The sequence below is a fragment of the Streptomyces sp. LX-29 genome (genome assembly GCF_029541745.1).
Classification (GTDB): domain Bacteria; phylum Actinomycetota; class Actinomycetes; order Streptomycetales; family Streptomycetaceae; genus Streptomyces.
Map to the genome: position 1 here is coordinate 399,145 of NZ_CP089746.1, position 24,601 is coordinate 423,745.

The following is a 24,601-nucleotide window of genomic DNA, read 5'->3' on the forward strand; positions in this document are numbered from 1 at the left end:
CATACGAGCACACAGTCCACAGAGGAGCACCACGTGACCACGGCGATGCAGCCCGAGGTTCCTGAAGGGCACGATGTCGATCCGGCGCAGTCGGCATACCCGGCCGGAGCCAGGCCGGTCTTCGCCCCCGGCGCCCAGGTGCGCATCCGCGACGAGCAGTGGCTCGTGAAGTCCGTCGCGGAGTCCCGTGACGGGCTCATGGTGGAGGTCAGCGGGGTCTCCTCGTTCGTCCGTGGCACGGACGCGGTCTTCTACTCTGGACTGGACCGGATCGAGGTGCTCGATCCGCGCAAGACCCGTCTCGTGCCCGACGAGACCTCCAAGCACGCCAAGGCCCGCCTCTATCTGGAGGCGGTCATCCGCAAGACCGCGCTGCCGCAGACCGAGCACGGCATCGCCCTTGCCGACTCCTTCCTCATGGACCGGCAGGAGCACCAGTTACGCCCCGCCGAGCTGGCGCTGTCCATGCGTAATCCGCAGCCCCGGCTGCTGATAGCCGACGTCGTCGGTCTGGGCAAGACGCTGGAGATCGGCATTACGCTCTCAGAGCTGATCCGGCGCGGCCGTGGTGAGCGCATCCTCGTGGTCACGCCCGCCCATGTGCTGGAGCAGTTCCAGCGTGAGCTGTGGACCCGCTTCTCCCTGCCGCTGGTGCGCCTGGACTCCACCGGCATCCAGCGCATCCAGCAGGAGTTACCAGCAGGCCGGAACCCGTTCGCCCACTTCAAGCGCGTCATCGTCTCAGTCGACACCCTCAAGTCGGCGACATACGCCCACCACCTGGAGAACATCACCTGGGACTCGGTGGTCATCGACGAGTCGCACAACCTCGTGAACAAGGGCACCCGCAACAACCGCCTCGCCCGCCGCCTCGCCGAGCAGACCGATGCGCTGATCCTGGCCTCCGCCACGCCGCACAACGGCGACGCCGAATCCTTCGCCGAGCTGATCCGGATGCTCGACCCGGCGGCCATCGCCGACCCCAAGAACTACAAGGTCGCCGACCTCGACCACCTCTACATCAGGCGCACCAAGACCGACCGCGAGGTACGCGACGGCCTCAAGGGCAAGCCCTGGGCCGAACGCGGCGACTCCCTGCCGGTGCCGGCTCCGGCGACACCGAAGGAGGTCGCCGTCCTGGAGAAGCTCGCGAGCGAGTGGACCCCGGGGGACCCGAGCCGTTCGTCGGTCTGCGCCGATCCGCTGGTCGGCTACAACTTCCTCAAGGCGTTCCTCTCCTCCCACGTCGCCCTGCGGAAATCCCTCGCCAACCGCCGTGCCTACCTGGACAATCCGAAGACCGGTACGGCGAAGGGCAAGGCCAAGGCCGCGGCGGACACTCCCGAGCGTCGCGCTGCTCTCGCCGCCGAGAGCAAGGCGCTCGCGGAGCTGGAGGCGCTGGTCGCGGACTTCACCGACCAGGACTCCGCCAAGCTCGACGCGCTCGTGCGCACGCTGAAGGACAGCCTCGGCGTCGGCCCGCGCTCCGAGTGCCGCGTCGTGATCTTCTCCGAGCGGGTTCACACCCTGGACTGGCTGGCCCAGGAGGTCCCGGCCCGGCTCGGCTTCAAGAAGAACGAGGTGAAGGCCGACGCGACGCGTCCCTGGAAGGCGTACGGCGGAGCCGTCGAGGTCATGCACGGCGACACCACCAACGACCAGCAACAGCAGGAGATCGTCGACCGCTTCGGACGGCTCGAAGAGCCGGTACGGCTGCTGTTCACCGGCGACATCGCCTCCGAGGGCGTCAACCTGCACCACCAATGCCACGACCTCATCCACTACGACCTGCCCTGGTCCCTCATACGCATCGAGCAGCGCAACGGACGCATCGACCGCTACGGGCAGGCGGTCAGCCCCGAGTTCCGTGCCCTCACTCTCACCGCCGACGTGCCCTGGCGGCGCGACGAGGAGAGCGGCGAGGTGCTCACGCTCGACGACCGGCTCGTCGGCGCCCGCCTGCTGCGGCGCGAGGCCCAGGCACACGAGATCGAGACCGGTGAGGGCAGCGCCGAGGCCGTCACCGGCCTCTACAACGACAAGAAGGAAGAGGACCGCCTCACTCGCGACCTCATCAAGGGCGGCACCGTCGAGCGCTCCATCAAGCAGTCCCAGCAGGAGTCAGGCGGGGTCCTCGCCAACCTCCTCGCCGGAGCCAACGCCCGGCTCGCCGACCCCACGGCCCCTCCCACCACCCTCGGCACGGCCCCGGTGCCCGAGGCCGACGTACCCCACGTCTTCACCGACACCAAGGCGTACTTCCACGCCGCGATGGACCTCATCTACCCGGAGGCCGAGCGCGCGGCCCTCGGCTGGAAGCCCGAGACGGCCCAGGGCCGGATCGAGTTCACTCCGCCCGACGACCTCCAGTACCGCTTCCGGGTGCTGCCGAAGTCGTACCTCGAGCAGGAGAAGATCCTCACCACGTCCAAGTACGACGGCACGCTGAGCATCACCTTCGACAAGCAGTACGCCGCCGACCGCCTGGAGGCCGCCCGCAACGCCAAGCAGGGCAAGACGGACCGGCCCACCTCCCAGTGGCCCAATGTCTCCTACGCCTCCGACATCCACCCCGTGCTCGACTGGGTGACGGACAAGGTTCTCGCCAAGCTCCAGTACGACGAGGCGTTCGTCCTCGCCTACCGGCCCGACACCGCCAAGGCCAAGCGGATCGACGCCGCCCTGCCCGAAGCCCTCACCGGCCCGGTCTACCTCCTCCAAGGCGTCTACTCAAACGCGGCGGGCAAGCCGACCGTCGTGGAGTGGATGGCCGTCACCGGGCTCGCCGCGGGCAGCCCTCGCGTATGGCGCATGGACTCGGCGTTCCTCACCGCCTGCGGTGTCGGCCCCGACATGCCCGGCCGCGCCCAGCCCGTCGCCCCCGACCTCCTCCAGGGACTCGTCCCCGCGGCCGTCGACGCGGCCGAGACCCACCTGCGCGAGCGCCGCGCCGACTACGACAAGCAGGTGGACTCCTACCTCGCTCCGTACGAGGACCGGGTGCAGATCTGGGAGCAGGGCGCCCTGATCGCCGTCGGCAACCAGCAGCGCCGCATCCAGCAGGTGTACGACACGGCCGCCCTACGCCGCGACCTCGTACGCCGCCTGCGAACCGACGGCGACCCGATGCTGCGGGTCCTCTGCGTCCTCGAACCCCTTCACCCCACCACCTCGTCCACCGCGCACGCCAAGGAGTCCGCACGATGAGCTACACCTACGACTCCTTCGCCAACCGCGGCGAATACCTCTCCGCCCACTACTTCAGCGAGGAGCTGGAGAACACCCTCAAGAAGGGCAAGGTGGGCGACGAGGGCCTGTTCACCCTGTGGACCGGCCGCGAGACCGACCCCCACGATCCCCAGCCCACCCCGCGCGAACTCCTGCCCGGGCTCCGCGGCGACTACCTGGCCACCGTGCGGCCCTTCCTGAGCTCCCGTGCCCAGCAGGAAGAACCCGGCAGCACCTACGACGACCCCACAGGCGAGTGGGCCGAGCACATCACCGCCTGGCACACCACTGTCCTGAAAGCCCTCGGCTACGGCGAGCGGCCCGATCCGATCATCGTGCACAACGCCGGCAAGGAGTACGAACTCCAGGTCGCATGGCACGGAGACGGCGTCGTCGCCCTCGACTGCGGCTGGACCGACTCCCTCGACGACGCCCTCGACCCCGACAAGGCCGGACAGCTCCTCCAGCCCCTCAAGACCACCGACGGCCTCCTCAAGGTTGGCGAGAAGCTGGCGGGCTGGCTCTTCCAGAGCGAACTCCACCAGCCCGGCGGCGACGCTCCCCGCTTCATCCTGCTGCTATGCGGTGGCGTACTCGTCCTCGCCGACCGCAAATCCTGGGCCGAAGGCCGCTACCTCGCCGCCAGCCTGGACGCGGCCCTCGCCCGCAACGACACGGCGAAGGCCGGCGAACTCTCGCTTCTCGCCGCCCTCTTCTCCCACGACATGCTCGCGCCCCGCCCCGACGGCAAGGGCCGACGCATCGACGACCTACTGAAGGCGTCCCGGGACAACGCCGTCGGCGTCAACTCCGAGCTGCGCAAGGGACTCCAGCAGTCGGTCGAGATCATCGCGAACGAAGTGCTCGCCCGCCTGCGCGAGGCGAAGGTCAAGCCACGGGAGATCGAGGACCTCACGAAGGGCCCGTTCGCCAAGCAGCTCACCCGTGAATCCCTGCGCTACCTCTACCGCATCCTCTTCCTCCTGTACGCGGAGGCCCGCCCCGAACTGGGCATCCTGCCCGCCGACGACTCCACCTACGAGGCCGGCTACTCGGTCGCCCGGTTGCGCGAGCTGGTCGCGCGCGAGCGAAAGCTGGTCGACGAGGGCAGCCGAGGCGGCTTCCACCTCTACGCCTCCCTCGACGTTCTCTTCAACAAGGTCAACTACGGCCATCGCCCGCACGGCACCGAAGCGGACGACGACAAGCCCGCCGCCAAGCGCAGCGAACAGCGAGGCCTCCGCTTCGAGCCGCTGCGCAGTGAGCTGTTCGATCCGAAGGCGATCACCCTCATCGGGAGCGGCGTCCTGGACCCTCGGTGGGACGAGGACGGGGACGAGCCTCCGCAGTGGCTGGACCTGCGGCTGCGCAATGAGGCGTTGCACCAGGTGCTGCGTCTGCTCACTATGAAGGAGGCTGGCCAGAGGGGCCGGCAGGGCGGCTTCATCTCCTACCGCAACCTCGGCATCAACCAGCTTGGCGCCGTCTACGAAGGTCTGATGTCGTACACCGGCATCATCAACGAGAAGCGGGAGCTGGCCGAGGTCGCCAAGCCCGGTGCCAAGCAGGCCGGCAAGCAGTACGGCGACCCCGAGAAGGGCTCCTGGCTCGTCCACGCCGACCGGCTGAACGACTACCCGAAGAACACGCACGTCGTGTACTCCGCCCAGGACACCGAACAGCACGGCCTGCGCGGCCCCAAGAAGTACCCCCCGGGCCGGTTCGTCTACCGCCTGGCCGGTCGCGACCGTGAGACCTCCGCCTCGTACTACACCCCCGAGTCCCTCACCGAGGTCACCGTCGAGCTAGCGCTCAAGCACCGCCTCGACCAGGAGAAGGACACCGACGGCAACACGGTACGGACCCGCGCGAGCGAACTCCTGCGCTACACCATCTGCGAACCGGCCCTCGGCTCCGGCGCGTTCCTCAACAAGGCAATCGACCTGGTCGCTGAGGAGTACCTCAAGCGCCGCCAGGAGGAGCTGGGCGCCAACCTGGACACGTCGAAGGCGCTGGAAGCGAAGCAGAAGGTGAAGGCGTACATCGCCCTTCACAACGCGTACGGGATCGACCTCAACGAGACGGGTGTCGAGCTCGCCGAGGTGTCGCTGTGGCTCAACACCATGCATCCCGGTATGCGTGCGCCGTGGTTCGGTCTGCACCTGCGGCGCGGTAACTCCCTGATCGGGGCGCGGCGTTGGGTGTACGAGGCCGATCGCATCAAGAAGGAGCGGACCATCGGTGCACAGACGCCGACCAAGCTGCCATTCCGGGCGACCGGGGACGGCGCTGAGCAGCCGCTGCCGGACGGGGCCGTGCACCAGTTCCTCCTGCCCACGCCTGGGTGGGGTGCGGTCGCGGGGGCGAGCGGCGATGCGAAGAAGCTGGTCGGGCAGCTTGCCGGATCGCAGGTGGACCAGCTGAAGGCCTGGAAGAAGGGCGTTCAGACCAAGCCCAAAACGACGGGCGGCAAGGCGAGCCAGCTCGCCCGGCTGCAGGCTGCAGCACGTCGTGTCGAGTTCCTGTGGAAGCTCGTCGCCAAGCGCATGGAGCTGAGCGAGCAGGAGATCGCCCGCACGATTGACGTGTGGGGAACTGACCGCTCGGAGGATGCGGAGGAGTATGCCTTCCTCCGCCACGACAAGCAGAACGCAGACCAGAGCCTGCCACTAACCAAGGAGCAGGTCTTCAAGGACCTCTTCGAGGCGGAGGGCTCCCCGTACTGGCGCCTCAAGCAGGTCATGGACGCGTGGTGCGCGCTGTGGTTCTGGCCGCTGGACAAGGTGGGCCTGCTGGACGGGACGGACGCGGAGTACGCCACGGCTCCGGTGGTTACGGCGGAGGCCGGGGCGGATTTGGACGCCCTGTTGTCGTCGGTGGCTGGGGTGGATGGGCCGGCCGTCGAGAGTAAGACGCCGCTGCCTGCGGCCGAACCCACGGCCGTGCCGCGATTCGTCGAGAGCCGGATGCTGTTCGCCATGGACGGTGACCAGATGTCCTTGGGGGAAGACGGGGTCGACGAGGAGCTGGCGGAGACGAGGGAGCTCAAGAAGGCTCGTACCCCTTCCGTACCCAAGAAGCCCGTTGTGCCTGTACCTCGGCGTGACGTCATCCCGCTTGCGGACCTGGACGACTGGATCGCCTTCCTGGAGTCCATGGTCGGCACGAAGGACCTTCAGCATGGGACGATCCTGTCGTCCCTCGAATCGCTTGAGGAGCTGAAGGCCCTCGAAGAACTGATCCAGACTCAGCCCGAGATGGACATGGACGATGCGCGGAAGGCGGTCGAAACCCGCTACCCCTGGATGCGGATCGTTCGTGACATCGCCGTGGAGCAGGGTTTCCTGCACTGGGAGCTGGACTTCGCGGGCATCTTTGACAGCGAGTCGGGTGGCTTCGACCTACAGGTGGGTAACCCGCCGTGGGTGCGGCCGCGCTGGAACGAGTCCCTGGTGTTGGCGGAACGCGAGCCGTGGTTCGAGCTGGAAGAGCAGGTCTCCACGTCGGTGAAGGAGAAGCGCCGGGATGACCTGCTGAAGTCTCAGGCTGTGGCCGCCTATGTACTGGGTGAGATCACGGACAACGTGGGGCAGGTCACTTTCTACGGAGCGCCGCAGGTGTATCCGTTGTTGGAGGGAACCCAGCCCGATCTGTATCGAGCCTTTATGTGTCAGGTATGGGACCACACGTCTGCGCGAGGCACGACCGGATTCCTGCACTCGGACACACACTTCGCCGGGGATAAGGAAGGTGCGCTGCGGAGTGCGGCGTATCGGCGGCTGCGGATCCATGGGGATTTCGTGAACGCCGGTCAGCGGTTCTTCCCTCTTCCCGTGGGCCACTCCACGCACTTCGGAGTGAATGTCTACGGTCGCCCACAGGAGATCGACTTCAGCCACCTCTCCTGGCTGGTCTCGGCCGATGCCTTGCGCTTGTCGGCGAACCATGACGGCTCAGGAGAGGCCCCGGGAATCCGCTATCAGAACGGGGAGTTCGACGAGCGTCCTCACCGGACGCGCGTCGTGCACGTCAACAGGGAACTGCTTACTGTCTGGAAGCGGCTGCTCGGTGACACGGGTCCGGCGGAGGAGGCACGCCTGCTCTTTCCCGTGAGTACGGCCGAGGCGTCCGCCATTGAGGCCCTGGCGAACTATCGACTGCGTCTCGCGGATTTCCAGCCGCAGATCGGCCGTGGCTACGACGAGAGTGGAGCAAAGAAGGATCGCCTGATCGACTACAACCGGCCGGACCCGAAGACGGGCGAGCCGTACGAACCCGACCGGTGGCGCCACGTGATCCTCAAAGGCACGCAGATCAGTGTCGCCACACCGGTGTTCAAGCGCCATGACGCCAACTCCAACGCGCCCTTCGGAGCCGACCTGGTCTCCCTGCCTTCGGACTTCGTGCCGGACACGGAGTACGTGCGAGTACCCGGCCGTGCGCAGGAGTACCTCAAGGCTCAGGATCGCTGGATCGACCACCAGGCGCTTGAACGCCTTCGCGCGGACGATAAGGCGCTGGCCCGTGCGCGGGCGCAGGTGGCCGAGGCGATGGGAGATGCCAAGCAGGAGGAGGTGGATGCTCTGCTCGTGGAGCGGGCCCGGAGACGGACCACGACGTTCTACCGCACAGCCTGGCGGCGACAGGTTGCGCCGAATACCGAACGAGCGTTGTACCCCGCGATTGTGCCTCCCGGCGTCACGCACATCGACGCCGTGCACAGCCTGGCAATGCCCGGGCGGCTTATGACCTCACTGGTGGCTGGGTTTTGGGCGGCATTGCCCGTGGACTACCTCCTCCGCTCCTCCGGCCGGGGGGACCTGCGGATCGCCGGAGCGAAGGCGATGCCCGCCCCGTCACCGCATCACCCCCTCGCCCCCGCCCTCCTCCTCCGCACCCTCCGTCTCAACTGCCTCACCACCGCCTACGCCGATCTCTGGCAGGACCTCTACGACCCCACCTGGCCGGCGTACGAACCCTGGGCCCTCAGCTGGCCAGGCATGAACACGGAACTTCACTCGGTGACCCCGACCTGGCAGCGCGACACCCCCCTCCGTACCGAGTACGCCCGTCGCGCCGCACTCGTCGAGATCGACGCCCTGGTCGCCGTCTGGCTCGGCATGGACGCAGACGCCCTGATCGCCGCGTACAAGGGCCGATTCCCCGTGCTCCAGAAGTACGAGGCGGCAAGTTGGTTCGACGCCGAGGGGTGGAAGCTGGCGAGCAATGGCCGAACCATCGGTCAGCGCCAGACCAAGGAAACCTGGACCCAGTTCGAGGCATACCGCGAAGCGGTCGGTGAGCCGTCCCCCGAAGGTGTGCTCCCCGCCGACCCCGACGCCACACCTCCCGCCGGCTACACCGCCCCCTTCTACAAAGCCAACCGTGAGCGTGAGATGCGGGAAGCCCACGCCTACTTCAAGCAGCGTCTCGACGAAGCCGTGAGCAAGGGGCTGTGGGACCCGGAGAAGATGGAGGTCCCGACCCCGTGAGGCCGACCCTCGGAGCGCAGGGACTCAAGGAGAGCCTGCTCCAGTACCTGTCCACGACGTACGGCCTCGCCGACGAGGGCGTCCGCAAGGCGCTGCACGCCTTCCTCGGGGACGAGACGACGGGTATGTTGCGCGGGCCGTACCTTCGCCTCCGTACTCCCTTCACGCCGGCTGGCGACGGCTGGCAGCAGCACCTGGACTGGGTGCGTACGGACGGCTGGACGCCATACGCGCACCAGGCCCGTGCCTTCGCACGGCTCACCTCGAAGGACGGGCACGTACCTCAGCCCACGCTGGTCACGACGGGTACGGGCTCCGGAAAGACCGAGTCGTTCCTCTACCCCGTTCTCGATCATTGCGCCCGCGAGCGCGCGGCCGGGAACAGCGGGGTCAAGGCGATCTTCCTCTATCCGATGAACGCCCTGGCCACCGACCAGGCGGCCCGCATCAACGGACTGCTCACCGACTACGACGAGTTAAGCGGCGTGCGTGCCGGCCTGTACATCGGGGACAAAGCGGCGACGCACTACGACCGGGTCTACACGCGCCGGCAGGACATGCGGCTGTCCCCGCCGGACATCCTGATCACCAACTACAAGATGCTCGATCTGCTCCTGCAGCGGGCCGCCGACGCACCGCTGTGGGACGACAGCGACATCCGCTATGTGGTCGTCGACGAGTTCCACACGTACGACGGCGCGCAGGGCACCGACGTCGCCATGCTGCTGCGTCGCCTCGCCATCGCCGTCGGCGCGAACCGGCCCGGCAAGCCGCTCGGCACGATCACTCCCGTCGCCACCTCCGCGACCCTCGCCTCCGGCACCGACGCCGACGGGGTGCGGCAGCTCCTCTCCGTGGCCGGCAACGTCTTCGGTGCCGAGTTCACCGAGGACGCGATCGTCGGTGAGAACCGGCTGACGATCGACGAGTTCATGCTCGACGAGTCGATCACGGACGCGAAGTTCCTGCCCGGCCAGGCCGCACCCCCCGAGGCACTGACCGCCCTGCCTGACCCGGCCTCCGGCCCGGAGGCGCTCGCGGACCTCGCCGAGGCCGTCACCGGACGCCGTACCACCGATCCGGTCGTCCTCGGCGCCGCGCTCAAGCGCAACCGACTGACGTATGCGGTGCTGAAGGCCTTCGACGGCACGGCGTGCACCTACGACGAGGTGCTCGACGTGATGCGCCGCAGTGGGGCGAAGAGCTGGGACGAGGCGATAACGACGCGGCCGCAGGTCGCGGCGGCGGCACTCGCCCGCTTCGTCGCCCTTCTGTCCGTGGCACGGGACCCGGAGGCGCCGGCCGCGATCAGCCGCCCCTTCGTCCAGGTAGAGGTGCACCAGTGGGCGCGGTCCGTCACCCGCATGCTGAGGGGCGTGCTGCCCTGGCCGAAGGCCGAGTTCGCCTGGGACACGGTCGGGGCGGAAAGCCGGCTACGTACGACGCCCAACACGACCACCTCTCGTGACACCAAGGTCTTCCTGCCCGCGGTGTACTGCCGCGAGTGCGGGCGCTCCGGCTGGTCGGTACTCGCCCCCGAGTCGGACCTGGAAGAGCTGAGCTTCGAGGCCCACAAGATTCGCCGGGCCACCGTCACGGCCAACAAGTCCAAGGTGCGCACCCTCGTGGCGGCCACGGACAACGAGGCTCGCGAGGGAAACGGCCGTACCGCCATGGACCAGGCGGCGCAGAGGTCGCTGACCACGGGTGGCGCGGGCGTTCTGATGGTTCTCGACGGTCACTCCCGCCGCCTGCGCCTGCCCGACCCCGAGGACGATTACGACGGCGAGGGCAACCCGCAGCCCGCAGGACCGGACTCGGTCTTCGTCCTCGTCCAGCTCGGGGACACCGCAGAGCGGGCCGCCAAGGACGACTGGTGCCCGGCGTGCGGCACGCACAACGCCATCCGCTTCCTCGGTACGGGCGCCGCCGCGCTCGCCGCCGCGTCCATCACCCAGCTCTTCACCGGCGGGGAGATGGACAAGCAGCAGCGTGAGACGAAGACGCTGATGTTCAACGACTCGGTGCAGGACGCCGCGCACCGGGCCGGTTTCGTCGCCTCGCGCTCGTACACCTTCTCCCTGCGGGCCCTGTTCACCAAGCACCTGAGCGAGCAGCGGTCCACCGCGCTGAACGACCTCGTCGCCGATGTCGTCATGTCCACCACCGACCGCGAGACGCTCGCCGCCGTCGTCCCGCCGGACCTGCACGACGACGCGGGAGTCGCGCGGCTGCTGTCAGGCAAGGGACGCGGCGGGGACAAGAGGACCTGGGACCTGATCGGGGAGCGGTTCGCGTTCGAGGCCGTGATGGAGTTCGGCCACCGTTCCCGCAACGGCCGTACCCTCGAACTGACTCGTACCGCTGCCGCCTGGGTGAGTGTCCCCGACGAGCGGGCCGCCGTCGCGATCGTACGTGCCGTCCACGAGGAGTCCACCCACCATGGGCTGGCCCTCACGGCACACGACGACGCCCGGTATCTGGCTTTCCTGCGCGGCCTGTTGGAGCGGCTGCGTACGCGGGGAGCGGTCGGACATCGGTGGCTGGACAAGTTCCTCGACGAGGCGGGCACGAGCCGCTACTTCATCTGGGGTGGTCGCCCGCGTGGCATGAAGGCCTTTCCCCGGGGGGTCTCCGCGCCGAGCTTCGTGCTCGCCCGGCCCAAGCAGAAGAGCGAGTTCGACTTCGCCGCCGGGCGCCTGTCCTGGTATCAGTCCTGGGCCCAGCGCTGCTTCGACATGACCCGCGAGCAGGCCGACGAGTTCTGGGTGCGGCTACTGCCCCGGCTCACCGATGCCGGGCTGCTCGCGGCGCGCACGCCGCGCGACACGGCCGTCCGCGTCTACGGCCTTCAGCCAGGCGCAGTCCGCCTGCAGCTGTTGTCCGACGTGCAGGTCAACGAGTCGTATGTGCGTTGCCCGAAGTGCTTCTGGGAGCAGACTGTCCATCCCTCGTTGCTGGTGCAGTACCACGGGCAGCCCTGTCAGTCGTACCGCTGTTCGTCCGGACGCCTGGTCGCGGGCGACCGGTGGCTGGAGACCGTGGACCGGCACGACCGGGACCGCGACTACCGCGAGGACTACTACCGCAGCCTGTACCGGCGAGCCGGCACCTATCAGGTCATCACCGCCGAACACACCGGTCTGCTCTCCAGGGGCAAGCGCGAGCGCGTCGAGGAGGCCTTCCGCAAGGGGGAGGGGTTCAACGACCCCAACGTGCTGTCCTGCACGCCCACCCTGGAGATGGGTATCGACATCGGCGACCTGTCCGCCGTCGTTCTCGGCGCCCTGCCGCGCCGTCCGGCGAACTACGCCCAGCAGGCGGGCCGGGCCGGGCGCCGTACCGGCAACGCCTTCCTCCTCACCATCCCCGACCGCTCCCGCCGCGACCTGTACTTCCTCGACCGGCCGCGGGACATGATCGACGGGCGGATCGTGCCGCCGGGCTCGTACCTGTCGGCCATCGAGATCCTGCGCCGCCAGTACACCGCCCATCTCCTCGATCTCGCGGCACGCGGCCGCCTGCTGCGCGAGGACGGCAAGCCGCTGGCCGCCTTGTCGCGCCGCGTGGACGAGCTCTTCGGCCCCTCCGGCTACCTCGCGGACTTCACCGAGGCCGCCCTCGCCCACGGCGAGGAGCTCGTCGCGGGCTTCCTCGCGCTGTTCCCGACCGGCGTGAGCGAGACCGCTCAGGAGGAACTGAAGCAGTACGCGGTCCGGGGCATCCGCAGCGCGATCGAGAAGGCCGAGCGGGGGTGGGAGCGCGAGAACCAGAAACTGCGCACCCGTATCCGTACCATCCGCTCGGCCATCGACGAGCTCAAGGAAGGCGACGACGAGCAGGCACGCACCAAGGCGGAACTGGAGGCCGAGCTGGGCGCCCTCTCGAAGCAGGGAGCCACGCGTCAGCGTCAGCCCGCCCAGACCGTGCTGTGCGACCTCGGTCTGCTGCCCAACTACGCCCTCATCGACGCCACGACCACCCTGGAGGCCACCGTCTACTGGCCCGAGGGCACCACATCCGAGGGGCGGGACAGCTACAAGTCGAAGCCGTTCTCCTACGGGCGGCCACGCAGCTTCGCCCTGTCCGAACTCGCCCCGGGCAACACCTTCTACGCCGAGGGCTACAAGCACCGGATCACCGGCATCGACATCGTCACCGGCCGGGACCAGGACTGGCGCCACTGGCGCTTCTGCCCCTCGTGCGGCTATGTCCGCACCGAGAACGCCGAGCACGACATCACCCCCTGCCCGCGCTGTGGGGAGGCGGGCATCGCCGACTCCGGCAGCCTGTGGCAGATCGTCCAGCCCAGCGTCGTCACCGCCCGCGACAAGCGCGAGGACGCCAGGATCGGCGACGAGAGCGACGACCGCGACCGCCGTTTCTACACCGTCATGGACATGGTCGACATCGCCCCCAAGGACTTCGCCCCGGGCAAGTCCTGGCGGCACACCAAGGAGATCTTCGGCGTCGACTACACCCGCCACGCCGTCATCCGCCGCGTCAACGCCGGACCGCTCAGCATCGGAGCCCAGGAGAACGACCAGCTCGCCGGGCGGCCCGTGCGCATCGCCCCGTTCCACGTGTGCACCGCCTGCGGAGCCGCGACCGCCGATGGACGGCCGGTCTTCGACGACGACCGCGACGCCGTCGACAACTCCGCCAACCGCCAGCGCGAAGTCAAGCACCACACCCCCTGGTGCCCGCTGCGACGCGGCAGACAGGACGTCTCCCAGGAACCCGTCCTGCTCGCCCACGAGCTGGAGACCGAAGCCCTGCGCATCCTGCTGCCCGCCGCGACCGTCCTGGTCGAGGAGCGGGTCCACTCCTTCCAAGCGGCCCTGCGCCTGGGCGTGGACGAAGCCTTCGGCGGCGACCCCCAGCACCTGGACACCACCCTCGCCACCATGCCGGACCGCGACACCGCGGAGAAGCGGCACTTCCTGGTCCTGTACGACCGCCTCCCCCACGGCACCGGCTACCTCGACCGGCTCACCGACCCGGCAGCCTTCCGGCAGGTACTCGAGGGCGCGCGCCGGCTTCTCGAGGAGTGCCCCTGCAACGGGGAGGCCGTGCCGGCATGCCACCGCTGCCTGTACCGCTACGCCGACGAACAGCACATCGACCGCGTCTCCCGCCAGGCCGCCCTGGAGATCCTCGACGAACTCCTGGGCACCGACACCGACGCCTGGAACACCAAACCGGTCGGCAACACCGACCAGATCGGCCTCAACGGACAGGTCGAGTCCGACCTCGAGGCGCGCTTCCTCAACGCCCTGCGTGGGTGGGCCGGCCCACGCGGCGACGCCGTCCTGGAGGAGAGCGGCGACAACAGCGCCTACCTGCGGCTCGACGAGGTCGGCACCGTCCACGGCTGGCGTCTGACCGCCCAGCGCAACGAGGGGTTCACCCGTACCGACTTCACCTTCGAACGCACCGAGGGCCCCAAGCAGAAGATCACCGTCTACCTCGACGGACACCGCTATCACGCCACTCGCCGGCACAACCGGCTCGCCGGTGACGCCGACAAACGCAACCGGCTCCGGGCCGAGGGGCGCATCGTCTTCCAGCTCACCTGGGACGACCTTGAAGCCTTCGAGCGGCAGACCGGCACGGCACAGGCTTCCTCAGGACGGGTGACGGCCGAGCCGGTGTGGCCGCCCTATCCGCACAGCGCCCAGGACATCGCCAAGCAGCTCCATGCCGAACGCGGTGGCGACGACCTCGTCACCACCGCGTTCGCCGATCCGATGACCATGCTCCTCGCCTACCTGCGCAGTCCGGACGACGCTGCCTGGGGCAGGCGGGCATCGGCCATGGTCGGTGGACTCCTCGGAACCGGCCAGGAGATCCTCGTCGGCAACGGCACCCCCGACCAGACCCGTCAGACGCTCGCCCTTCTCCTCGACGCCTGGGGCGGCACCGACGGCGTCGACCCAGACCCCGTCCAGGGCACCGGCACACTCAACCTGTTCCGGACCCGCGACCAGTCCGGTCTCCCCGTCGCCTTTCTGGTCGACGGAGCCACCGGCCACTGGTCCGCCCTGGTCTGCCTCGACGACACAGCACCCGACCAGCTCGGCACGCCCGAGCACAAGGCACGCTGGGGCTCCTGGCTTCAGTGGTCCAACATCCTGCAGTTCCTCGCCCACGACGGAGGCGACGGTGTCCAGCTGACCACGGCCACCGCGGCCACGTGCGACACCTCGGTCCTCAAGGCCTTCGGCGGCCCCGGCGAACTCGAATCCCTGGTCGTTCAGTTCGCCACCGGCACACCCGTGCAGCGGCACCCTGTAGTGGAGGCACCCGACGCCACTCCGCTCGAAGCGACGCTGCGGGACCTGCTGTGGGACGGGGAGATCCTCGGGTACCTCGACGAGGACGAACCCGACGCCCCCCTCACCCGTCTCGCCCACGCCCTGGCTGACGGCGGCAAGAAAGCCCCTGCCTACGGCTTCGAACTCGGCGAACGCGGCTGGCTCGCCGACTTCGCCTGGAACCACGGCGACCAGCGGATCGCCGTCATGGCCGAGCCGTACGACCACGAGGACGAGGAGAGCGACAAGACCTGGCGCGCCTACCGCGACGCCGGATTCACCATCCGCTCGGCCGACGACTGGCTCGCCGATCTCGACGCCCTGCTGACCGCGCTCCCCGACGCCACCCCCCGCCCCGACTCCGAAGAACAGGGTGCCGCACGATGACCGCACGCCTCAGCCTCTACCAGAAGGCCGAAAACGAGCTCTACAAGATGGAGTCGTCGGTCAAGACGAAGTTCTACGACTTCTGTCACCAATTCCGCCTCGACCCCGATCACCCCAGCCTCGACCTCAAGCCCCTCAAGGGCGACGGCCGGATCTTCCGCGCGAAGATCGACCGTTCGTACCGAGCGCTTCTCGCCCGGGCCGGCGTCGGCGCCGATGGCATCCCGCAGTGGCTGATCGTCGCCGTCCGCCACCGCAAGGACGTCTACGAGGAACTCACCGTCGCCATCAACCGGATCACCGGTGAGATCGAGTTCGTCGACCTCGGCGTCGTCGGTCAGAGCGTCCTCCAGCGTGCGGGGGTCCAGCTCACTCCGGCTCCGGACGAGCAGGCCGTGCCGGTCGAGCCCACGCCCGCACCCGTCGTGACGCCGGAACCGGTCATCACCGCGGAACTGCTCCTCGCCGGCTGCACCCCCGAGGACCTGCGCCGGCTCGGTGTCGCCGACGCGCTCATCGATCTCGCCCTCACCGTCACGACCGACGAGGAACTCGACCAGCTCATCGCCGGCGCCCCGCGTCTGACCGCCGAGGTCCTCACCGGCCTCGGCTCCGGCATGTCCGTGGACGAGGTCGAGCGTGAGATCACCCAGCCCGCCGCCACCGAACTCGAGCCGGGCTTCGAGGACGACATGGCGGCGGCCCTCACCCGCACCGCGGTCACCACGGTCGACGACGACATCCGCAACGTCCTCGCCGAGGGCGACTTCCGCGCATGGAAGGTCTACCTCCACCCCACACAGCGCAAGATCGTCGAACGGAACTACGGCGGCCCCGCCCGTGTCAGCGGCGGCCCCGGCACCGGCAAGACCATCGTCGCCCTGCACCGCGTCGCCCGTCTCGCCGCCGCCCTGCCGCCCGGCCACAACAAGCCGATCCTGCTGACCACGTACACCAAGAACCTCACCGCCGATCTACGCTCCCGGCTCACATCGCTCATGGACCCGGCACTGCTCGGGCGTATCGACATCAAGCACATCGACCAGCTCGCGCAGAGCGTCCTCAACGAGAACACCGCGCCCGGCTCGCAGCGGAGTCTGATCACCGACGACCGGGCCTTGGACGTACTGCGAGAAGTGCTCTTCGAGCACGACGAGCAGCGCTGGGACGCCGAGTTCCTCTTCGACGAATGGGAACAGATCGTCCTCGGCCAGTCCCTCGCTACCCGCCAGGACTACTTCAAGGCCCGCCGCGCCGGCATGGGGCGTGCCCTCACCCGCCCCGAACGAGCCGCCATCTGGAAGCTGCTCGACCAGTTCACCCTGCGCCTCAACGGCCTGGGCCGAGAGACCTGGGCCCAGGCCGCCGAACGGGCGGCCCGCTACGAAATGGAACGAGCCCGCAAGATCCAGATCCGTGCCGAGCGCAAGGCAGACATCGGCGGCGGCGACCTGGTTCACCTCGACGACAACAGCTCCGCAGTGCGCTACCTGCGTCATCGCTACCAGCACATCGTCGTCGACGAGGCCCAGGACCTCAGCCCCGCCCACTGGAAGATGCTGCGCGCCATGGTCGCGCCCGGCTCGGGCGACCTGTTCATCGCCAGCGACACTCATCAGCGGATCTACGACCGGCAGGTCACCCTCTCCACCGTCGGCGTCCACATCCGCGGTCGCTCCTCGAAGCTGACGCTCAGCTACCGCACCACCCAGGAGATCCTCGACCAGGCCGCCAAGGTCGTCCGCGGGGCCACCTACGACGACCTCGACGACGGCACCGACACCCTCGACGGCTACCACTCCCTGCTGCACGGCCCTGCCCCCGAGTACGTCGCCTGCGCCGACTGGGCCGACGAGATCGCCCAGCTCGCCAAGGCTCTCAGGCAGTGGCGCGCTGACATCACCGAGCCTGCCGCGGACGGCACCGTACGTGACCCCAGCGGCACCCTGGCCGTCTGCGTCGCCGACGGTGAGATGGCGGGCCGCGTCGCCACCGACCTGGAGATGAAGCACGGCATCACCACAGCCACCCTCACCAAGGACGGCCCGCAGGGTGCGGGAGAAGTCCACATCGGCACGATGCACCGGTTCAAGGGGCTCGAGTACCAGGCGCTCGCGATCATCGGTGCGAGCGACGGCATTCTTCCCCGCACCGCTGTCGTCGAGCAGTACGAGAAGACCGACCCCACGCGGTACGAACGCGAGCTCAAGAAGAGCCGCAGCCAGCTCTTCGTCGCCACCACCCGAGCCCGCGACGCGTTGCGCATCTCCTGGCACGGCAAGCCCAGCCCGTTCCTCCCCTTGTAGCTGACCGACCACGCGCAACACGTCGAGCACCCACCCCCAGCGCCCGAGTTCGGCGAAGGCGCGCTGGGCAGGAATGGAGCCTGGGACAGTACCTGGGCAACCCCCGGTCATCTTGAGGTACGGAGCGTCGGAAAGCGCCCTCGCCACCACCTCCTTCCACACTCCCTGCACACCTGTCCTCTGCGGCGGTCGTCTGCCGGACAGGCGAAAGGTGTTCCTTTTGACCATCTACTCTCAGCACGCCAGCCGCGGGAAGGCTCAGATCCTGGCGACGTTTCAGGGTCCGGACGGTGTCGTTTCCAAGACGGTGACGAGTCTTGGCGAGTCTCGCCTTGCGGTGCCGATCGTCGACGCTCTCAATCGGATCTCCGCCTTCGCTACCGTCCCTGTCAGCGTCCACGATCGCCGGGCAGGGCGTGTGGATTACTACCCGCGCAAGCACCTTGCGGCGCTGACCGACGCCGCTGTTCGATCCGAACTCCTCAGCGGCGCCCACAGTCTGTGGTACGAGTACGTCTGCCTGCGACTTCACCAGGGGCTCGCCGATCTGGAAAGTGCCTTGGTCGCTCTGCCCGACACGGTCAGCAGAGCGATCCGTTCTGAACTGACGGTAGAGGAGCGCGAGTTGCGCGCGGCACTCGACGACTTCTCGGGGACTTCCTCGGAGGATGATCCGGAGCTCGAACGCCACTGGGAGTTCGACCATCCCTTCGTGAAGTATGACGACGGAATGGACACGCTGAGCGATGAGACGCGTGAGCAGCTCGATCGTCGCGAGGCAGGGTTCACCGCGGAGGAGCGGGAGAAAGCTGTCGCCGACCTCCGGGTGCTGGTCACGGCGCACTCCCAGGATGGCTGCATATGGGCTGCGCTGGACGACCCCAGCTATCAGCTCTTTGCGGAGCCGTACGACTCTGACGGCTTCTACCTGACGGTCCAAGCGCCGGAACCCGGCGATGAGGACGCTTCGTGGAAGATCGAGATCGGGCGTTGGGAGCCGGACGATCCTGACGAAGAGTACGGAGATCACACCAGTGCAACAGGCAGCCCGGTGATCGACTGTGCTCTTCCTGCTGCACCGAGTGCCGACGAGATCGCCCACTTGTTGAAGTCCGTGGACGAGAAGCCGCTGCTGCTTGCCGAGTGGGCCGAGACGCCGTTGGGGAAGGTGCTCGCAGGGACGACCATGGTGGTGACCAAGCGCTACGACTCCTGATCGGGCGGCCGGCAAGGATGTCGTGATGCCAGCGCGACGGACCAGCAACGGCCGCCCTTCTTACGCCTCACTGGCGCTCCGTCCGCTGGGGCCATCCCGAGACGGGATGGCCCCAGCAGCGGCCTGGTGTGCGGCGCAACCGGTCAGCCTGGGGTTGTCCTAACGGAGGCTGGCGGACGTGTGGGACGACAACGCCTTCCCCTTCGTCCTGGCGGTCACCGCCCATACGGGTCGGAGGCGCACGCGGCGGGCGAGCGCCGCGCTGATCTTGTCGGCGGAGGACGGCTAGCACATGCCCAGGCGGCCCGCGGCGTGGACGGGGAGGTGTCCTCAGTCCACCGGGCCGCCGGCGACGTAGAGGACCTGGCCCGAGACGAATCCCGCCTCGGGGCTGATGAGGAAGGACGCGGCGTGGGCGATGTCCTCCGGCTGACCCACCCGGCCGACCGGGATGGACCGCTCCGCCCTGCGCCGGAACTCCTCGAAGTCGAGCCCGAGGCGCCGGGCCGAGGCCCTCGTCATGTCGCTCACGACGAATCCCGGTGCGATGGCGTTGGCCGTGACGCCGTGCGGTCCGAGTTGGAGGGCGAGGGACTTGGTGAACCCGATCAACCCGGCCTTGGTGCTGGCGTAGTCGACACGGTCGGCGTCGCTGACCGCCGAGATGCTCGACATGGTGACGATCCGTCCCCAGCCCGCCGCCGTCATATGCGGCGCGACCGCCCTCGTCACCAGGAACGGGCCGCTCAGGTTGACGCCCAGGACCGTCTTCCACTGCTGCGTGGACATCTCCACGAGGGGGGCGCGAGGGCCGATGCCGGCGTTGTTGACCAGCACCGTCGGCGGCCCCAGGGCCTCGGCGACCCGGGCGACGGCGGCGTTCACCGCCGTCTCGTCGGCGACGTCGGCGGCGACCGCGAGGGCCGAGCCGCCGGCGCCCGTGATGGCCGCCACGGTCGAGGCGCAGTCGGCCTCGTCCAGGTCGAGCACGCCGACGGCCAGGCCGTCCCGCGCGAGCCGTAGGGCCACCGCGGCGCCGATGCCGCGGGCCGCGCCGGTGACGATCGCCGTGCGGCGAGAGGGAGTCGTGTGTGTCATGGGTCGCAGTCCACGGCATCGAGCTCCCGCCGCCAACCGATGTAGCGTACGGCTTAATGATCAGCTTTGTGCTGGGCGTCGAGGACCTCGCGGACACACGGTTCGCCGTCTCACCGCTGTGCGACACCCTGCTCAGTCTGCGGGTGTTGCGGGAGCCGGGGCTGTCCCCCCTGCACCTGCTCTGGCACCGGTCCGTACTCGGCACGCTCGACACGCTCGACACCGGTCTGCTGATGTCGTTGGTCGCCCGGCGGCGCACCCTTCCCGACTTCCTGACCCCGCGGCCCGCGGACTTCGCCCCCCCGCTTCGCGGAAGAACTGGCTGTGGCCCGCCGGACGTCACCCGACCGGGTCCGGCATGACCTGCTGCTCACGCACGCGCCCGACCCGCCCCCGGCCGCCCTGCGCGACGCCACCGCCGACGACACCTCCGTCATCCGGCTCCGCGACGCCATCTGCGCGGCGCTGGAGCGCTACTGGGCGATCGCCATCGAGCCGTGGTGGCCGCGGATGCGGCTCGTTCTGGAAGCCGACATGACCTACCGCGCGCGGCGACTCGCCGTGGGCGGCGCCCGCCTGCTCCGCCGACATGCATCCCAACCTGCGCTGGCACGACGGTGTGTTGCGCATCGACAAGATGATCAGCAACCATCGCGTCGCGGCCTCCGGTCGCGGGCTGTTGCTGGTGCCGTCCGTGTTCGCGCACAAGCCCGCACCACCCCTCAGTCCGGAGGAGCCGCCGAGCCTGGTGTACCCCAGCCGGGGAGTGGCCACCCTGTGGAGCGCGGAGCCGGCCGTGGACACCACCGCCCTGGCGTCGCTGGTCGGCGCCCCCGGGCGAGGCTGCTGGCCCTGCTGGAAGAGCCGCTGCCGACAGTGGAGTTGGCCAGGCGCGTCGGGGTCACCCCGAGCGCCGTCTCCCAGCACCTACGCGTGCTGTACGCCACGGGACTGGTCACCCGGGCCCGCGACGGACGGCAGGTGCTGTACCGGCGCAGCGCTCTCGGCGACCAGCTGACGACCGGCGGCGGCGCCGTCCCCACGCCCTCCGCCGACGCCTGACCAGCCGCGACACCCCGCGACGCGCCTGGCGTGAACTGATCGAACGGCCCCCAGGGCCTGTTGTACTGCGCCCATGACAGCGGAGAAGCAGTGCACGGTGGTCCGTACCGGGCAGTACGAGGGCGTCCAGGGCGGCATGTTCGGAGTGGGCGTCAGCGCCCAGTCGGCCGGGGCGGAGCGGTTGTGCCTCCACCGACTGGTGATGCCCGCCGGCACTCGGGGCCGCCCGCATCTGCACGAGGGTCACGAGTCGGCCATCTTCATCCAGTCCGGGGAGGTCGAGGTGTGGCACGGGGAGGGCCTGACCGAGCACATGGTGCTACGCGCGGGCGACTACCTCCACATCCCCGCGGACACCCCCCACATGCCGGTCAACAACGGCACCGAGGAGATGGTGTGCCTGGTGGCCCGCACGGACCCGAACGAGCAGGAGGGGGTCCGACTGCTGGAGCTGCCGGCCTGGTTGGAGGCCCGGCTCGGTCCGCTGCTCGTCGGCGCCGGCTGAGCCCGTCGACGGCCGCCCGTCGTGGGCTGCCGCCGCCCGGTCGAGGGTTACCCACGACCGGTCCAGGCTTACCCACGACCGGGTCGGGCCGCGGGTCAGGCCGGCGGCACGCTGAGCATGACGTGGTAGCCGCCGGTGTCCTCGGGCTCGCCGACCGGGCGTCCCTCGGCTTCCACCCAGGCGTGGGCGCCGAACGGGGCGGTGCGCACGCCGGTGCACCAGGTGGGCCAGGAGCCGCGCATGCGGCACAGCAGGGCGGTGGCCAGGGAGCGTTGCAGACAGAACCGGCCGGAGCACAGGGTGCTGGCCGTGGTGACGTCCTGCCGTGCCCGGAGTGTCCGCGCGTGGTCGGCGGGGACGGCCCCGCGACGCACCACCCTGAGCACGGCGATGATCCGCCGGGGCGGGAGCCGTGCCAGCAGCCGCGCGATCGCCACGGCGATGTGGGCGACGAACCGGCGCGACAGGGGCAGGCGGGCCCTCCGGGCGTCGCGTGCCGCGGGGAGGCCGGTGTCACGCCCCAGCGCCGCTGGGAGACCGGCATTACGCCCTGGCGGGAGACCGGCGTCATGCTCCGGCGACAGGCCGGTGTCGCGCCCCGGCGGGAGACCGGTTTCGCGACACGGCGAGAGGTCGGCGTCGCGCTCCTGCGACAGGCCGACGTCACGCCCCAGCGGGATACCAGCGTCACGACTCGGCGAGAGGCCGGCGTCACTCCCCGGCGGCAGGCCGGTATCGCGGGATCGGTCGGCGTCGCCCGTTCGGCTCCCGTCGGCGGCGCGGCCGGCGTCCCGGGCTCGGTCGCGGCTCACGGCGTCACCAACCGGGCCTTGGTCAACTGGTCCACCAGGGCCGCGACATCGGCGGCGGCGCGTTCCCGGCCGACCGGGCGTGCCTCGACGAGCCGGTCGACGATCTGCTCGGCGGTGGCGCCGTCGATGAGCGCCTGGACGACGGCCGCGCCGGTGGCGTTCAACCTCCAGTACTTCCCTGAGCGTTGGTCCAGGAGCACCGCGCCGTCCTCGGTCGGGGTGTGGGACACGTCAGCGCGCAGTCGGCTCAACGGAATGCTCCTCGCGATGTGAAGGGTCCAGGTAGGCGGGGGTGGGGTGCGCGGCCAGGTCGCGCAGCCACGCCTCGGCGCACAGGGTGCTGTCCACGTCGGCGCCGTTGCCTTCGAGGAGTCCGGGGCTGTGCAGGAGGCGGCGCAGCCGGTCCGGGTCCACGACGCCCGCCGCGACCAGCCGGGAGTCGTCCGCCCAGCGGGCGAGGTCACGCCGGTGCACCCGCAGGCCGTGGTGCCATTCCTCGTTGCAGTGGTCCTTGGTGGTACGGCGCAGCAGCCGCTCCGGCACCAGACCGTCCAGCGCCACGCCCAGCAGCCGCTTGTACGACCAGGGGTCGCGGGCCTGGTGCGGCTGGACGGAGAGGCAGGCGGCCACCACGGCGTCGTCACAGAACGGGCTCTCCACCGGGAGCCCGACGGCCGCGGTGCCGTCCTGGAGCAGCCGGGCGATCCGCCCCGCCTCCTGCGCCTGGTAGGCCCAGGCGTGCCGGCCGCGGTCGCCGGCCAGCGGGCGGGCCCGCGCGGACGCGGACCTCAGCAGCCCGGCCACGGAGTCCACGGCCTGCTCGCTGGCCCAGGCCGGTAGCCGCGGCAGGATGCCCCACTCCTCCGGCAGGGACCAGTGCTCCGCGGACTGGCGCAGCCGGCCGCCGGCCGCCGCCAGCCAGCGGTCGTACGGTCGTCCGTCGATCAGCATCCGGGCGGTGGCGCCCAGCGGCCAGCGGTTCCCGGCCCGGTAGCCGGCCACATGGCGCAGCGCCAGCCACGGCCGGCGGCGCAGCAGGGCGTGGACGTACGGGGTGGGGGGCTCCAGGACGTGGTCACCTCCGTGCCCGCTGAGGCGCAGGTGCCGCGCCCCGTGGTCCCGTAACGCCTCGGTGAGGCGGTGCTGCTGCGCCCGCTCGCAGAGGCCGGCCCAGGGTTCGTCCGCGGCGTCCCGGCGCTCCCGCAGACCGCTGAAGTACGGGGGCAGGTCGGCGGAGGGGAAGACCAGGCTCTCGACCCCGGGCAACCGCTCGGCGGCGTATCGGGCGTAGTCCACGTCCTGGTTCCCGGGTCCGGACCACGCGAGGGTGACGGTGACGAGTCGGGCGCCGGCCTCCGCGGCCAGGAAGCACAGCGCGGAGGAGTCGAGTCCGCCGGAGAGGTCGGCACCGATCATCTGCCCGGGGCGGACCCGCGCCCGGACGGCGTCCCTCAGGGCCGCTCGAAGCGCCACGGCGCCGTGGCTCAGTGGGAGCTCGGCCGGCGGCGGCCGCCACCAGGTGGCCGTGCGGCCGCCGTCACGCTCCAGGTGCAGCGCGTCGCCGGGTGCGAGGGCGCGCACCCCGCGCCACATCGCGCCGCCGGACAGCGGGTGCGGCAGGCAGGGGACGGCGAGCCGGGCGGCGAGCTGGGCGGTGTCCACCTCGGCTCCGCTGAGCCAGGCGAGGGTGCGCGCCCGGTCGGCGGCGAGCGGCACGCCGTCGACGGTGGCCCAGAAGATCCGTCGGGTTCCGGTGGCGGTGCCTCTGAGGTATGCGGCGCCGTCGAGCGAGGCGATCACGTGGAAGCTGCCGGGAACGTCCCGAACGGCGGATTCGACGTCCGCGGCCGTGCGGGCCGCCTTCACCCGCGCGTCGAGCTCCGGGGCGGTGAGCGCGGTGGTGCCGGCGACGGCCACCCGGGTTCGGCCGGCGGAGCCGAGGACCATCCGCTCGTCGGGCCAGCAGCCCGACAGCCAGGGCCGCCCGGAAGGGTGGAGCAGCGTGCGGCAGGCGTGCCGGCGCAGCCGGGTCAGCAGGTCGGCCGGCGCGTCCCGGTCGGGGAGCACCACGAACCAGGGTCTCACTGTGTCGTCCATGAAGCCGTCTCCCCTCGGCACCTGTGCTGCGTCCGGCCCCGCCGCTGCCGGCGATGGCCGCTTCGCCCCCCCCCCCGCTGC

12 protein-coding genes are annotated in these 24,601 nt (G+C 69.8%); 8 read left to right on the forward strand and 4 right to left on the reverse strand.

Translation table 11 applies throughout. The features are described from left to right. The first annotated feature begins 33 nt into the window (after window positions 1-33). The 5 genes from LRS74_RS01945 (at window position 34) to LRS74_RS01965 (ending at window position 18,946) form a co-directional block, all read left to right on the forward strand. A complete protein-coding gene (locus tag LRS74_RS01945) occupies window positions 34-3,207 on the forward strand; it encodes a DEAD/DEAH box helicase (RefSeq protein WP_277739309.1) in 3,174 nt (1,057 codons plus the stop codon). Beyond that, the gene (locus tag LRS74_RS01950; RefSeq protein WP_277739310.1) at window positions 3,204-8,720 is read left to right on the forward strand and encodes a hypothetical protein; all 5,517 of its coding nucleotides are present in this window, start codon (window positions 3,204-3,206) and stop codon (window positions 8,718-8,720) included. The genes LRS74_RS01945 and LRS74_RS01950 overlap by 4 nt, the downstream gene beginning before the upstream one ends. Beyond that, window positions 8,717-15,424 (forward strand): DEAD/DEAH box helicase, encoded by a 6,708-nt coding sequence (locus LRS74_RS01955; protein WP_277739311.1) that lies wholly within the window; start codon window positions 8,717-8,719, stop codon window positions 15,422-15,424. Before LRS74_RS01950 ends, LRS74_RS01955 begins: the two co-directional genes overlap by 4 nt. Continuing rightward, a complete protein-coding gene (locus LRS74_RS01960) occupies window positions 15,421-17,730 on the forward strand; it encodes a UvrD-helicase domain-containing protein (protein WP_277739312.1) in 2,310 nt (769 codons plus the stop codon). Before LRS74_RS01955 ends, LRS74_RS01960 begins: the two co-directional genes overlap by 4 nt. A gap of 211 nt (window positions 17,731-17,941) precedes the next feature. Next, a complete protein-coding gene (locus tag LRS74_RS01965) occupies window positions 17,942-18,946 on the forward strand; it encodes a hypothetical protein (protein ID WP_277739313.1) in 1,005 nt (334 codons plus the stop codon). A gap of 330 nt (window positions 18,947-19,276) precedes the next feature. On the opposite strand, the gene LRS74_RS01970 is transcribed toward LRS74_RS01965, so the two are convergent. Next, window positions 19,277-20,044, reverse strand: a complete 768-nt coding sequence (locus tag LRS74_RS01970) for an SDR family NAD(P)-dependent oxidoreductase (protein ID WP_277739314.1) — start codon at window positions 20,042-20,044, stop codon at window positions 19,277-19,279. 56 nt (window positions 20,045-20,100) lie between these two features. On the opposite strand from LRS74_RS01970, the gene LRS74_RS33570 reads away from it, so the two are divergent. The 3 genes from LRS74_RS33570 (at window position 20,101) to LRS74_RS01980 (ending at window position 21,611) form a co-directional block, all read left to right on the forward strand. Then, window positions 20,101-20,406: a hypothetical protein gene (locus tag LRS74_RS33570; RefSeq protein WP_347178082.1), complete on the forward strand. Its 306-nt coding sequence runs from the start codon at window positions 20,101-20,103 to the stop codon at window positions 20,404-20,406. Window positions 20,407-20,821: 415 nt separating this feature from the next. Continuing rightward, window positions 20,822-21,106 (forward strand): metalloregulator ArsR/SmtB family transcription factor, encoded by a 285-nt coding sequence (locus LRS74_RS33575; RefSeq protein ID WP_347178083.1) that lies wholly within the window; start codon window positions 20,822-20,824, stop codon window positions 21,104-21,106. A 73-nt stretch (window positions 21,107-21,179) separates the two neighbouring features. Next, window positions 21,180-21,611, forward strand: a complete 432-nt coding sequence (locus tag LRS74_RS01980; protein ID WP_277739315.1) for a cupin domain-containing protein — start codon at window positions 21,180-21,182, stop codon at window positions 21,609-21,611. Window positions 21,612-21,706: 95 nt separating this feature from the next. Here the strand turns inward: LRS74_RS01980 and LRS74_RS01985 are convergent, their stop codons facing one another. The 3 genes from LRS74_RS01985 to LRS74_RS01995 form a co-directional block, all read right to left on the reverse strand. Then, window positions 21,707-22,135, reverse strand: coding sequence for a lasso peptide biosynthesis B2 protein (locus LRS74_RS01985; RefSeq protein WP_347178189.1), 429 nt, complete (start codon window positions 22,133-22,135; stop codon window positions 21,707-21,709). A gap of 284 nt (window positions 22,136-22,419) precedes the next feature. Further along, window positions 22,420-22,674 carry a lasso peptide biosynthesis PqqD family chaperone gene (locus tag LRS74_RS01990; protein WP_277739316.1) on the reverse strand — a complete coding sequence of 85 codons (255 nt, stop codon included), beginning with the start codon at window positions 22,672-22,674 and terminating at the stop codon, window positions 22,420-22,422. Then, window positions 22,655-24,520 carry an asparagine synthase-related protein gene (locus tag LRS74_RS01995; protein WP_277739317.1) on the reverse strand — a complete coding sequence of 622 codons (1,866 nt, stop codon included), beginning with the start codon at window positions 24,518-24,520 and terminating at the stop codon, window positions 22,655-22,657. The genes LRS74_RS01990 and LRS74_RS01995 overlap by 20 nt, the downstream gene beginning before the upstream one ends. Window positions 24,521-24,601: the final 81 nt, after the last annotated feature.